Source organism: Pseudomonas sp. GL-RE-29, assembly GCF_019947275.1.
Lineage (GTDB): Bacteria > Pseudomonadota > Gammaproteobacteria > Pseudomonadales > Pseudomonadaceae > Aquipseudomonas > Aquipseudomonas fluorescens_A.
Genome location: NZ_JAGYGD010000039.1, coordinates 47,333 through 60,141, shown reverse-complemented (window position 1 = coordinate 60,141; position 12,809 = coordinate 47,333). Strand labels below are relative to the sequence as shown.

Below are 12,809 nucleotides of genomic sequence, written 5' to 3'. Positions count from 1 at the left end.
CCCCAACTCCCGACCCAACGGCTTATCCACACCCCCAACAGCCTCCAACGCCAACCCCACACACTCACTCACCTTCACCTGAATCGCCTCAACATCCCCCCGCCGCACCAGCAGCTCAAACACATCCCGCTGGTAATCACCCATGACCAGATCATCCCGCAAAATCGGGCTTGAACCTTCCGTTTCATAAGCCAGTTTGAGGGAGAAGAGGGCGACGGTTTCCAGGTGTAATTCCATGGGGGGAATCCTTGTGAAATGTTCCGGCGGTGCGGGTGGTGTGGAAGGGCAAGGGGCAAAAGCATCGCCAGCAGGCTGGCTCCCACAGGGTGTGTGGGGTGTCAGGCACATTATCGCAGGCGAAAAAAAAGGCCTTGCTAAGCAAGACCTTTCTTAATTTTGGTGCCCCGAGGGAGACTCGAACTCCCACTCCTTTCGAAAACGGATTTTGAATCCGCCGCGTCTACCAATTCCGCCATCAGGGCAATGGCCGCGGAGTATAGAGATGAGATAACCGCTGGTCAATCAGGTACATGGAGAATTTTTGATATTTCCGCTAGACTTCCCGGCCCTGCTAGACGAACCCCATCATGCGCGTTGCTGACTTTACTTTCGAGCTCCCTGATTCGCTGATCGCTCGCCACCCTTTGGCTGAGCGTCGCAATAGTCGCCTGTTGACCCTTGATGGGGTCAGCGGCGCCCTGGCACACCGTCAATTCACTGATTTGCTGGAGCATTTGCGCCCCGGCGACTTGATGGTGTTCAACAATACCCGGGTGATTCCGGCGCGGCTGTTTGGCCAGAAGGCTTCCGGCGGCAAGCTGGAAATCCTGGTGGAGCGGGTGCTCGACAGTCATCGCGTGCTGGCCCATGTGCGTTCCAGCAAGTCGCCCAAGCCTGGGTCGAAGATCCTGATCGACGGCGGTGGCGAGGCCGAGATGCTGGCGCGGCACGATGCGTTGTTCGAGCTGGGGTTCGCCGAAGAAGTGTTGCCGCTGCTCGACCGTGTCGGGCACATGCCGCTGCCTCCTTATATAGACCGCCCGGATGAAGGCGCCGACCGCGAGCGTTACCAGACCGTCTACGCCCAGCGTCTGGGTGCGGTGGCGGCGCCGACGGCGGGGCTGCATTTCGATCAGGTGCTGATGGAGGCGATTGCCGCCAAGGGCGTCGAGACTGCGTTCGTGACCTTGCACGTTGGCGCCGGCACGTTCCAGCCGGTGCGCGTAGAGAAGCTCGAAGACCACCACATGCACAGTGAATGGCTGGAAGTCGGCCAGGACGTGGTCGACGCTGTTGCCGCGTGCCGCGCTCGCGGTGGTCGTGTGGTGGCCGTGGGCACCACGAGTGTGCGCTCCCTGGAGAGCGCTGCGCGCGATGGCGTGCTCAAGCCATTCAGTGGCGACACCGATATTTTCATTTTCCCGGGCCGGCCGTTTCATGTGGTCGATGCCCTGGTCACTAACTTTCATTTGCCTGAATCCACGCTGTTGATGCTGGTTTCGGCGTTCGCCGGTTATCCCGAGACCATGGCTGCCTACAAGGCCGCGGTCGACAACGGTTACCGCTTTTTCAGTTACGGTGATGCGATGTTCATCACACGTAATCCTGCGCCGACTGCCCCTAAAGAATCGGGCCCAGAGGAAACTGTATGAGTCGCACCTGTCGTATGTCTTTCGAGCTGCTGGCCACTGATGGCAAGGCTCGTCGCGGTCGTTTGACCTTCCCGCGCGGTACCGTCGAGACCCCGGCCTTCATGCCGGTGGGCACGTACGGCACGGTCAAGGGCATGCTGCCACGGGATATCGAGGCGACCGGCGCTGAAATTATTCTGGGCAACACCTTCCACCTGTGGCTGCGCCCGGGTACGGAAGTGATCAAGAAGCACGGCGACCTGCACGATTTCATGCAGTGGAAAGGCCCGATCCTCACCGACTCCGGCGGTTTCCAGGTGTTCAGCCTGGGCGCCATGCGCAAGATCAAGGAGGAGGGCGTGACGTTCGCTTCCCCGGTCGACGGCGCCAAAGTGTTCATGGGCCCGGAAGAGTCGATGCAGGTCCAGCGTGACCTGGGCTCCGACATCGTGATGATTTTCGACGAATGCACGCCGTACCCGGCTGATGAAGACGTCGCCCGTATTTCCATGGAATTGTCCCTGCGTTGGGCCAAGCGTTCGAAAGACGCCCATGGCGAGAACACGGCGGCGCTGTTCGGTATCGTTCAGGGCGGCATGCACCAGGACCTGCGTATGCGCTCCCTGGAAGGCCTCGACAAGATCGGCTTCGACGGCCTGGCCATCGGCGGTCTGTCGGTGGGCGAGCCGAAGCACGAGATGATCAAGGTGCTGGATTATCTGCCGGGCATGATGCCGGCTGACAAACCTCGTTACCTTATGGGCGTTGGCAAACCGGAAGACTTGGTTGAGGGTGTGCGCCGCGGTGTGGACATGTTCGATTGCGTGATGCCAACCCGTAATGCCCGCAATGGGCATCTGTTCATTGATACCGGCGTGCTGAAGATCCGAAACGCGTTCCATCGCCATGATGATTCGCCGCTCGATCCGACCTGCGATTGCTATACCTGCCAGAACTTCTCCCGCGCTTATCTGCATCACCTGGACAAGTGCGGCGAAATGCTGGGAAGCATGCTCAATACCATCCATAACTTGCGTCATTATCAAGTGCTTATGGCTGGTTTGCGCGAGGCTATTCAACAGGGTACATTGGCCGCCTTTGTCGATGCCTTCTACGCCAAACGCGGGTTACCTGTTCCGCCTTTGGACTGAGTTTTCTGACCCCAAGATTCAACATTTGCAACTGGAGTGCTAAATGAGCTTTTTTATCTCTAATGCCATGGCTGACGCTGCTGCACCTGCTGCTGCCGGCCCAATGGGTGGCGGTTTCGAGTGGATTTTCCTGGTCGGCTTCCTGGTCATCTTCTACCTGATGATCTGGCGTCCACAGGCCAAGCGCGCCAAAGAGCAGAAGAACCTGCTGAGCAGCCTGCAGAAAGGTGACGAAGTTGTGACCACTGGCGGCATCGCCGGCAAGATCACTAAAGTTGCAGACGATTTCGTTGTTCTGGAAGTTTCCGACACCGTCGAAATGAAATTCCAGAAAGGCGCCATCGCCGCCACGCTGCCAAAAGGCACGCTGAAAGCGATCTAAGTTTCAACTTCATATTCAATCGACGGGGCGCGCAAGGCGCCCCGCGTCATAAACGGGCGGCGTGATGCTGAACAAATACCCTCTGTGGAAATACATTCTGATCCTGGCGGTGCTGGCGGTCGGTCTGATTTATTCCGCTCCCAATCTTTATCCTGATGACCCGGCCATTCAGGTCAGCGGCGCAAGCACTGCGCTGCAGGTCAATCAGGCTGATCTGGACCGCGTGAGCGCTGCGCTCAAAGAGTCCGGGATCAACGTCAAGGCAGCTTCGCTGACCGCTGGCGGAAAGGGCGGTCTGATTCGTCTGGTTAAAGCCGAAGACCAATTGCCTGCCAAAGATGTCGTGCGCAAGGCGTTGGGTGATGACTACGTCGTCGCGCTGAACCTGGCACAAACCACCCCGCAATGGCTGCGCAACCTCGGCGCGCACCCGATGAAGCTGGGTCTGGACTTGTCCGGTGGTGTGCACTTCCTGCTGGAAGTGGACATGGACAAAGCCCTCGACGCACGCCTGAAAGTCTACGAAGGCGACGTCAAGAGCCTGTTGCGTAAAGAGAAACTGCGCTATCGCAGCCTGCCGCAACTCAATGGCGCCATCCAGCTGGGCTTCGCTGATGAAGACAGCCGTGAACAGGCCCGTTCGATCATTCGCAAGAACTTCAACGATTTCGACATTGTTCCGGCCGACCTCAATGGTCAGGCGGTGCTGCGTCTGGCGATGACCCCAGCCAAGCTGGCGGAAATCCGCGAATACTCCATCAAGCAGAACTTGACCACGGTACGTAACCGCGTCAACGAGCTGGGTGTTGCCGAACCGATAGTCCAGCGTCAGGGCGCCAACCGCATCGTGGTTGAGCTGCCGGGCGTGCAGGACACCGCAGAAGCCAAGCGTATCCTCGGCAAGACGGCCAATCTTGAGTTCCGTCTCGCCGCCGAGCCTGGCGCTTCGAAAGCCACTTCCGAAGAATTCGAGTTCCGTGAAGGCAAGCGTCCTCCTGCGCTGATCGAGCGTGGCCTGATCATCACCGGTGACCAAGTCACTGACGCCAAGGCTGGCTTCGGCGAGCACGGCACGCCAGAAGTGAACATCCGTCTGGATGGTCACGGCGGCGAGCTGATGAGTCGTGCGACTCGCAGCAACGTCGGTCGCAGCATGGCGGTGATCTTCATCGAGCAGCGTCCTGTTACCACTTACACCAAGCAAATGGTCAACGGCGTCGAGAAAGACGTCGCGGTTCAGACGTTTAAAGAAGAGAAGAAGATCATCAGCCTGGCGACCATTCAGTCGCCGCTGGGTGCTCAGTTCCGCATCACTGGTCTGAACGGCCAGGGCGAGTCGTCCGAACTGGCGCTGCTGCTGCGTGCCGGTGGTCTGGCTGCACCGATGTACTTCGCTGAAGAGCGCACCATTGGCCCGAGCCTGGGTGCGGACAACATCACCAAAGGTATCGATGCATCGCTGTGGGGCATGCTGTTTGTCTCGCTGTTCATCATCGCCATCTACCGCTTCTTCGGCATCATCGCCACCGTCGCACTGGCGGTGAACATGGTGCTGCTGCTGGCCCTGATGTCGCTGCTGGGTGCAACGCTGACCCTGCCGGGTATCGCCGGTATCGTATTGACCATGGGTATGGCGGTCGACGCCAACGTACTGATCTTCTCGCGTATCCGTGAAGAGATTGCGGCGGGTATGACCGTACAACGGGCAATCAACGAAGGCTTCGGCCGGGCATTCACCGCGATTCTCGACGCCAACCTGACAACACTGTTGGTCGGCGGGATTCTCTTTGCCATGGGCACAGGCCCGGTCAAGGGCTTCGCAGTGACCATGTCCCTCGGGATCTTTACCTCGATGTTCACGGCCATCATGGTGACCCGCGCGATGGTCAACCTGATCTTCGGCGGTCGTGACTTCAAGAAGTTGTGGATTTAAGGGGCTGCCATGTTACGTACAATCAACTTCATGGGCGTTCGCAACTTTGCGTTCGGCGTCACATTGTTCCTTACGGTCCTGGCACTGTTCAGTGTCTTCACCAAGGGCATGAACTGGGGCCTGGACTTCACCGGCGGTACGCTCATCGAGCTGACCTACGAGCGTCCGGCCGATGTCACCAAGGTGCGTGAGCAACTGGTGACTGCTGGTTATCACGAGGCGATCGTGCAGAGCTTCGGTGCGACTACCGATTTGCTGGTGCGCATGCCGGGTGAAGATCCGCAGCTAGGCCATCAAGTGGCAGAAGCGCTGTTGAAAGTCGGCGGCGAAAACCCGGCGACGGTCAAGCGCGTCGAGTTCGTCGGCCCGCAGGTGGGTGAAGAGCTGCGCGACCAGGGCGGCCTCGGCATGCTGATGGCGCTGGGCGGCATCCTGATCTACCTGGCTTTCCGCTTTCAGTGGAAGTTTGCGGTCGGTGCGATCGTTTCCCTGATCCACGACGTGATCGTGACCATCGGTATCCTGTCGTTCTTCCAGATCACCTTCGACCTGACGGTGTTGGCGGCGGTACTGGCGATCATCGGTTACTCGCTCAACGACACCATCGTGGTATTCGACCGGGTTCGTGAGAACTTCCGTGTGCTGCGCAAGGCCAACCTGATCGAGAACATCAACATCTCGACCACGCAAACCCTGCTGCGGACCATGGCGACGTCGATTTCCACCTTGCTGGCGATTGCCGCACTGCTGTTCTTCGGTGGCGACAACCTGTTCGGCTTCTCCATCGCCCTGTTCATCGGTGTTCTGGCGGGTACTTACTCGTCGATCTACATCGCGAACGTGGTGCTGATCTGGCTGAACCTGAGCACTGAAGACCTGATTCCTCCGGCGAATACCGATAAGGAAGTCGACGACCGTCCTTGAAGGAAGTTTCCTCCAGTGGCGTAGTCCAAAAAGGCGCGAGTTGAACTCGCGCCTTTTTTTATGCTCCAAGGCTGGGAGAAGCGCGGACATGTTCCGCATGTGATGGTCAGGAGGTTCATGTGAACAAGTCGATGCTGGTTGGTGCGGTATTGGGTGCTGTCGGTGTAACTGCCGGTGGTGCTGTGGCCACCTACAGCCTGGTTAAAGATAACGGCCCTGAGTACGCGCAAGTACTCGCCGTTGAGCCGGTCAAGACACAAATCAAGACTCCACGTGAAGTGTGCAAGGATGTAACTGTCACCCGGCAGGCGCCGGTGAAAGATCAACACCAGATCGCCGGTACAGTGGTAGGTGCGCTGGCAGGCGGTTTGCTGGGTAACCAGATCGGCGGCGGCACCGGCAAGAAAATTGCCACGGTTGCAGGCGCGGTCGGTGGTGGTTATGCCGGTAATAAGGTTCAGGAGGGTATGCAGGAGCGTGACACCTACACCACGACCCAGACCCGTTGTAATACGGTGAATGACATCAGTGACAAGGTCGTGGGTTACGACGTGCGTTATTCGCTGGATGGCAAGGAAGGCAAAGTGCGGATGGATCGTGATCCGGGCAACCAGATTCCGGTCGACAAGGAAGGCAAGTTGATCCTGTCTCAGAACGAACCGGCTCAATAATTAGCACCGCTTAAAAAGAAGCACCCTACGGGGTGCTTTTTTTATGTGCCTGAAATACGGCTTAGAAAACACTGCTGAACCTGTGGGAGCGGGCTTGCCCGCGATGACGTATCACCTGCGCCAAATGCGGCGACTGACCCACCGCTATCGCGGGCAAGCCCGCTCCCACAGGGGGTCAGGGTGTTATCGAGGGTGAAATGCGGGCATAAAAAAAGCACCCCGAAGGGTGCTCTTTTGTCGCGGGAAGCTTAGCGCTTCAGCGAGGCCGGCAGGTGCGGCTGGATCGCCGTCAGCACTGCCTTGAAGCATTTGGTGTTGCCGGCAACAACGTGACCTTTCTCAAGGAAGTCGTGACCGCCGGTGAAGTCGCTCACCAAGCCGCCAGCTTCCTGGATCAGCAGGGCGCCTGCAGCCATGTCCCACTCGGACAGGCCCGACTCCCAGAAGGCGTCGAAACGGCCGGCAGCCACGTAGGCCAGGTCCAGGCTCGCCGAACCGGCGCGGCGGATGCCGGCAGTCTGGCCAACCAGGGCGCGGAACATGCCCAGGTAGTTGTCGAGGTTGTCCATCTGGTCGTCACGGAACGGGAAGCCGGTACCCAGCAGGGCGCCGTCCAGGCTGGTGCGGCCGCTAACGCGCAGGCGACGACCGTTCAGTTGAGCGCCGCGACCACGGCTGGCGGTGAATTCTTCCTGGCGAACCGGGTCCAGAACAACAGCGTGCTCAAGACGACCGCGGTATTTGCAGGCGATGCTGACAGCGAAGTGAGGGATGCCGCGCAGGAAGTTGGTGGTGCCGTCCAGCGGATCGATGATCCACAGGTACTCTTCGCCTTCGATGCCGGAGCCGGCGTGCAGGCCAGTCTCTTCACCCAGGATCGAATGGTTCGGGTAAGCCTTGCGCAGCGCGTCGATGATTTTCTGTTCAGCGGCGCGATCTACCTCGGATACGTAATCCTTGGCGTCTTTTTCGTCGACCTTGATGGTATCCAGGCGCTCGATGGAGCGGAAGATCAATTCACTGGCGCTGCGGGCGGCGCGCAGCGCGATATTCAGCATGGGCTGCATGGATGTGTCACCTAAGGTTGTTAAAGAAAGCCGGGCATTCTATCAGAAAGTTTCTACAGGAGAAGGACGACGTTCGCTTTCATGGCTTAACGGTAGGATGAGCTGTAAGATTCTGCTCCCGATTATTGTGTTCGAGAGCGCCTCCCTTGCTGCAAAACATTCGTGTCGTCCTGGTCAATACCAGCCATCCGGGCAATATCGGCGGGGCTGCGCGTGCCATGAAGAACATGGGGCTGTCGCGGCTGGTGCTGGTCGAGCCTCGTGTGTTCCCGCATCACGAAGCCGATGCCCGTGCTTCCGGTGCCGGTGACATCCTTGAAAACGCGCAAGTCGTCGCCACCTTGGAAGATGCCTTGGTCGGCTGCAATCTGGTGCTCGGCACCAGCGCCCGCGACCGGCGGATTCCCTGGCCGCTGCTCGACCCCCGCGAATGCGGGACGAAAGTGGTCGAGGAAGCAGGGCAGGGTGCCGAAATCGCCCTGGTGTTCGGTCGTGAAGACTCCGGCCTGACCAACGAAGAGCTGCAGCGATGTCATTATCACGTGCACATCCCATCAGACCCTGAGTTCAGCTCGCTGAACCTTGGGGCAGCGGTGCAGGTGTTGAGCTATGAAGTGCGGATGTCCTGGCTGGCGGCCCAAGGTCAGCCAAGCAAGGTCGAGAAGGAAGAAGTGGCATCGGTCAAAAGCGCTGAGCTGGCGACCATGGATGAGCTTGAGCGATTCTATGAGCACCTGGAGCAAACCCTGGTGGCCATTGAATTCCTCGATCCGGAAAAACCACGGCACTTGATGGCGCGCCTGCGCCGGTTGTACGGACGCAGCTCGGTCAGCCGAGCGGAAATGAATATATTGCGTGGCATCCTCACGGAAACCCAAAAAGCGGCCCGTGGTGAGCTTCTAAAGCGGAAGGATTAATGATGTTCGAGCGTTTGCGTGAAGATATCCAGAGTGTTTTCCATCGTGACCCGGCGGCGCGTAACGCTTTTGAAGTCCTGACTTGCTACCCCGGCATGCATGCCATCTGGATTCACCGTTTGTCGGCGATGCTGTGGCGCGCAGACCTGAAATGGCTGGCGCGGCTGGTGTCGAACTTCGGTCGCTGGTTGACCGGGATCGAGATCCATCCGGGTGCCAAGGTCGGTCGTCGTTTCTTCATTGACCATGGCATGGGCATCGTCATCGGTGAAACCGCTGAGATCGGCGATGACGTGACCATTTATCAGGGTGTGACCCTCGGTGGCACCAGCTGGAATAAAGGCAAGCGTCACCCGACGCTGGGTGACGGTGTGGTTGTCGGTGCCGGCGCCAAGGTGCTTGGTCCGTTCACTGTGGGGGCGGGTGCCAAGGTCGGCTCCAACGCCGTGGTGACTAAGGAAGTGCCACCGGGCGCCACGGTGGTGGGTATTCCGGGGCGGATCATCGTCAAACCCGACGAAGAGCAAGACGCCAAGCGCAAGGCCATGGCAGAGAAGATTGGTTTTGATGCGTACGGCGTGACTGAAGACATGCCGGACCCGGTGGCGCGCGCCATTAACCAGTTGCTCGATCATCTGCAGGCAGTTGATGGCCGTCTGGAGGGGATGTGCGGGGCGTTGAAGGATCTGGGCAGTAATTACTGTGCGAAAGATCTGCCTGAGTTGCGCGAAGAAGATTTCGCCTGTGTGAAGGACAAGGATCAGAGTCAGGCCGGCTAGACCGAGTTGGCCTTATCGCGAGCAGGCTCACTCCTACATTTGAAATGCGTACCCCTGTAGGAGTGAGCCTGCTCGCGATGAACGATGACTCGGTATTACTGGCTGTTCACCGCCAGCCTTTGCTATCATGCGCCCGCTCTTTTGCGGGTAAACCTGACTAAAGTACTAGGTCTTATAGTTGACTTAAATACTCGGGAATTGCATACTCGCCCCATTCCGAACTCCGTGGTAATTGTCCATGCGACTGACTACAAAAGGCCGATACGCCGTGACCGCCATGCTCGACCTGGCGTTGCACGCGCAGCACGGGCCCGTGTCCCTGGCCGATATCTCCGAGCGCCAAGGCATCTCCCTGTCCTACCTCGAACAGCTGTTTGCCAAATTGCGCCGTAGCAATCTGGTGTCCAGCGTCCGCGGTCCGGGCGGTGGCTACCAATTGTCCCGCGACATGCAGGGCATCCAGGTCGCCCAGGTGATCGATGCGGTGAACGAATCGGTCGATGCAACCAAATGCCAGGGCCAGGGTGATTGCCATCAAGGCGACACCTGTCTGACTCACCACTTGTGGTGCGATCTGAGCCTGCAGATTCACGAATTTCTGAGCGGTATCAGCTTGGCTGACCTTGTAACTCGCCGTGAGGTGCAAGAAGTAGCCCAGCGTCAGGATCAACGCCGTTGCAACAGCAAGGCGCCACGCCTGGACAAGATTGAAGCGTCCGCCGTCGAATGACAGCCAGAGAGCTAAGCGGCACGCCAGCCAGCCTGATTTAGGAGATAGTCCATGAAATTGCCGATTTACCTTGATTACTCTGCGACTACCCCGGTTGATCCGCGTGTCGCGCAAAAGATGAGTGAATGCCTGCTGGTCGACGGAAACTTCGGTAACCCGGCGTCCCGTTCCCACGTGTTTGGCTGGAAAGCTGAAGAGTCCGTCGAAAACGCCCGTCGTCAGGTCGCTGACCTGGTCAACGCCGACCCGCGTGAAATCGTCTGGACCTCCGGCGCCACCGAGTCCGACAACCTGGCAATCAAGGGTGCGGCACATTTCTACGCCACCAAAGGCAAGCACCTGATCACCACCAAGATTGAGCACAAGGCTGTCCTCGACACCATGCGCCAACTGGAGCGTGAAGGCTTCGAAGTCACCTACATCGAGCCTCGCACCGATGGTCTGGTCACTCCTGAGATGATCGAAGCCGAACTGCGCGACGACACCATCCTGGTTTCGGTCATGCACGTGAACAACGAAATCGGCACCGTCAACGACATCGCTGCGATCGGCGAACTGCTGCGTTCCAAGGGCATCCTGTTCCACGTCGACGCCGCTCAGTCCACCGGCAAGGTCGAAATCGACCTGCAGAAGCTGAAAGTCGACATGATGTCGTTCTCCGCCCACAAGACCTACGGTCCTAAAGGCATTGGCGCTCTGTACGTAAGCCGCAAGCCGCGCGTACGTATCGAAGCGACCATGCACGGCGGCGGTCACGAGCGCGGCATGCGTTCGGGCACCCTGGCCACTCACCAGATCGTTGGCATGGGTGAAGCTTTCCGCGTAGCCAAGGAAGACATGGCTGCCGAGAACGTGCGCATCAAAGCCTTGAGCGACCGTTTCTACAAGCAGGTCGAGCACCTGGAAGAGCTTTACGTCAACGGCAGCCTGACCGCCCGCGTCCCGCACAACCTGAACCTGAGCTTCAACTACGTTGAAGGCGAGTCGCTGATCATGGCGCTCAAGGATCTGGCGGTTTCGTCCGGTTCGGCTTGCACCTCGGCTTCGCTGGAGCCTTCGTACGTACTGCGCGCCCTGGGCCGCAACGACGAACTGGCACACAGCTCGATCCGCTTCACCTTCGGCCGTTTCACCACCGAAGAAGAAATCGACTACGCCGCGCAGAAAGTCTGCGAGGCCGTTACCAAGCTGCGCGCTCTGTCGCCGCTGTGGGATATGTACAAAGACGGTGTCGACATTTCGAAAATCGAGTGGGCGGCACACTGATTTCAAGTCGCCGCGAACCGGCCCCGCGCACGATAGTGACGGGGCTCAAAGAGCGACTCTCTGATGAGTGAGGATTAAGAATCATGGCTTACAGCGAAAAGGTCATCGACCACTACGAAAACCCGCGCAACGTCGGCAAGATGAACGCGGAAGATCCTGATGTCGGCACCGGCATGGTCGGCGCGCCGGCTTGCGGCGACGTCATGCGCCTGCAGATCAAGGTCAACGACGCCGGCATCATCGAAGATGCCAAGTTCAAGACCTACGGCTGCGGTTCGGCTATCGCTTCCAGCTCCCTCGCCACCGAGTGGATGAAGGGCAAGACCCTGGACGAAGCGGAAACCATCAAGAACACTCAGCTGGCTGAAGAACTGGCCCTGCCGCCAGTGAAAATTCACTGCTCGGTACTCGCTGAAGACGCTATCAAAGCGGCCGTTCGCGACTACAAGCAGAAGAAAGGCTTGATCTGACTTTCAAGATTTGGCGACGAGTAAGGAGTCACCGATGGCTATCAGCATGACAGAAGCGGCTGCTCGACACGTGCGGCGCTCCCTCGACGGGCGCGGCAAAGGTGAAGGGATTCGTCTGGGTGTTCGCACCACGGGCTGTTCCGGCCTTGCCTACGTGCTGGAGTTTGTCGACGAGGTGGTTGCAGACGATCAGGTGTTCGAAAGTCACGGCGAAAAAGTGATCATCGACCCGAAAAGCCTGGCCTACCTGGACGGCACCGAGCTCGATTTCGTCAAGGAAGGGTTGAACGAAGGCTTCAAGTTCAACAACCCCAACGTGCGCGGTGAATGTGGCTGCGGCGAAAGCTTCAACATCTGAGGCTTGTCGTGGGTACTCCTTGTCATTTCGCTTTATTTGAGCTGCAACCGAGTTTCAATCTGGACCTCGATCAGCTGGCTACGCGCTACCGTGAGTTGGCGCGCAGTGTTCATCCGGACCGCTTCGCTGACGCTTCCGAGCGTGAGCAGCGGTTGGCCCTAGAGCAATCCGCGAGCCTCAACGAGGCCTACCAGACGCTCAAGAGTCCACCCAAGCGCGCGCGTTACCTGCTCGCCTTGAATGGGGGCGAGCTGCCGCTGGAGGTCACGGTGCATGATCCGAAGTTTCTTCTGCAACAGATGGAGTTGCGTGAAGAGCTCGAAGACCTGCAGGACAGCGCAGACCTCAATGGCGTTGCCGTCTTCAAGCGTCGCCTGAAGGCTGCCCAGGATGAACTGAACCAAAGCTTCGCAGCTTGCTGGAACGATGCCGCGCACCGCGAACAGGCCGAACGCCTGATGCGGCGCATGCAGTTCCTCGACAAGCTCACCTACGAAGTGCGCCAGTTAGAAGAGCGCCTCGACGATTAA

15 protein-coding genes and 1 tRNA gene are annotated in these 12,809 nt (G+C 58.7%); 13 read left to right on the top strand and 3 right to left on the bottom strand.

The window, feature by feature from the left end:
• A partial coding sequence (locus KGB21_RS25295) for a hypothetical protein (protein WP_223507044.1) occupies nt 1–237 on the bottom strand: 237 nt, incomplete at its 3' end.
• Nucleotides 238–397: 160 nt separating this feature from the next.
• A tRNA-Leu gene (locus KGB21_RS25290) sits at nt 398–482 on the bottom strand.
• 105 nt (nt 483–587) lie between these two features.
• Here KGB21_RS25290 and queA point away from each other — a divergent pair.
• The 6 genes from queA to KGB21_RS25260 all read left to right on the top strand — a co-directional run bounded on the left by queA (nt 588) and on the right by KGB21_RS25260 (nt 6,692).
• Nucleotides 588–1,652 carry a tRNA preQ1(34) S-adenosylmethionine ribosyltransferase-isomerase QueA gene (gene queA / locus KGB21_RS25285; RefSeq protein WP_060543097.1) on the top strand — a complete coding sequence of 355 codons (1,065 nt, stop codon included), beginning with the start codon at nt 588–590 and terminating at the stop codon, nt 1,650–1,652.
• Between the two features lie 14 nt (nt 1,653–1,666).
• Nucleotides 1,667–2,782, top strand: coding sequence for a tRNA guanosine(34) transglycosylase Tgt (tgt, locus tag KGB21_RS25280; protein WP_223507046.1), 1,116 nt, complete (start codon nt 1,667–1,669; stop codon nt 2,780–2,782).
• 43 nt (nt 2,783–2,825) lie between these two features.
• Nucleotides 2,826–3,164 (top strand): preprotein translocase subunit YajC, encoded by a 339-nt coding sequence (yajC, locus tag KGB21_RS25275; RefSeq protein WP_007916913.1) that lies wholly within the window; start codon nt 2,826–2,828, stop codon nt 3,162–3,164.
• Nucleotides 3,165–3,228: 64 nt separating this feature from the next.
• Nucleotides 3,229–5,097: a protein translocase subunit SecD gene (gene secD, locus KGB21_RS25270; protein WP_223507043.1), complete on the top strand. Its 1,869-nt coding sequence runs from the start codon at nt 3,229–3,231 to the stop codon at nt 5,095–5,097.
• Nucleotides 5,098–5,106: 9 nt separating this feature from the next.
• Complete coding sequence (gene secF / locus KGB21_RS25265) at nt 5,107–6,021, top strand: protein translocase subunit SecF (protein ID WP_034150847.1); 915 nt, start codon at nt 5,107–5,109, stop codon at nt 6,019–6,021.
• A 119-nt stretch (nt 6,022–6,140) separates the two neighbouring features.
• Nucleotides 6,141–6,692 (top strand): glycine zipper 2TM domain-containing protein, encoded by a 552-nt coding sequence (locus tag KGB21_RS25260; RefSeq protein ID WP_034150846.1) that lies wholly within the window; start codon nt 6,141–6,143, stop codon nt 6,690–6,692.
• A 248-nt stretch (nt 6,693–6,940) separates the two neighbouring features.
• On the opposite strand, the gene suhB is transcribed toward KGB21_RS25260, so the two are convergent.
• Nucleotides 6,941–7,759, bottom strand: a complete 819-nt coding sequence (gene suhB, locus KGB21_RS25255; protein WP_034150845.1) for an inositol-phosphate phosphatase — start codon at nt 7,757–7,759, stop codon at nt 6,941–6,943.
• Between the two features lie 146 nt (nt 7,760–7,905).
• Here suhB and trmJ point away from each other — a divergent pair, with 146 nt between their 5' ends.
• The 7 genes from trmJ (at nt 7,906) to hscB (ending at nt 12,809) form a co-directional block, all read left to right on the top strand.
• Entirely contained in the window at nt 7,906–8,676 is a 771-nt protein-coding gene (gene trmJ / locus KGB21_RS25250; RefSeq protein ID WP_034150844.1) for a tRNA (cytosine(32)/uridine(32)-2'-O)-methyltransferase TrmJ, read from the top strand.
• A 2-nt stretch (nt 8,677–8,678) separates the two neighbouring features.
• Nucleotides 8,679–9,455: a serine O-acetyltransferase gene (cysE, locus tag KGB21_RS25245; RefSeq protein WP_034150843.1), complete on the top strand. Its 777-nt coding sequence runs from the start codon at nt 8,679–8,681 to the stop codon at nt 9,453–9,455.
• Between the two features lie 238 nt (nt 9,456–9,693).
• Nucleotides 9,694–10,185, top strand: coding sequence for a Fe-S cluster assembly transcriptional regulator IscR (gene iscR / locus KGB21_RS25240; protein ID WP_007903581.1), 492 nt, complete (start codon nt 9,694–9,696; stop codon nt 10,183–10,185).
• Between the two features lie 51 nt (nt 10,186–10,236).
• Nucleotides 10,237–11,451, top strand: a complete 1,215-nt coding sequence (locus KGB21_RS25235; protein WP_034150842.1) for an IscS subfamily cysteine desulfurase — start codon at nt 10,237–10,239, stop codon at nt 11,449–11,451.
• Between the two features lie 83 nt (nt 11,452–11,534).
• Nucleotides 11,535–11,921, top strand: coding sequence for a Fe-S cluster assembly scaffold IscU (iscU, locus tag KGB21_RS25230; RefSeq protein ID WP_007916892.1), 387 nt, complete (start codon nt 11,535–11,537; stop codon nt 11,919–11,921).
• Between the two features lie 34 nt (nt 11,922–11,955).
• Nucleotides 11,956–12,279, top strand: a complete 324-nt coding sequence (gene iscA / locus KGB21_RS25225) for an iron-sulfur cluster assembly protein IscA (RefSeq protein WP_034150841.1) — start codon at nt 11,956–11,958, stop codon at nt 12,277–12,279.
• Between the two features lie 8 nt (nt 12,280–12,287).
• Nucleotides 12,288–12,809 (top strand): co-chaperone HscB, encoded by a 522-nt coding sequence (gene hscB, locus KGB21_RS25220; RefSeq protein WP_034150840.1) that lies wholly within the window; start codon nt 12,288–12,290, stop codon nt 12,807–12,809.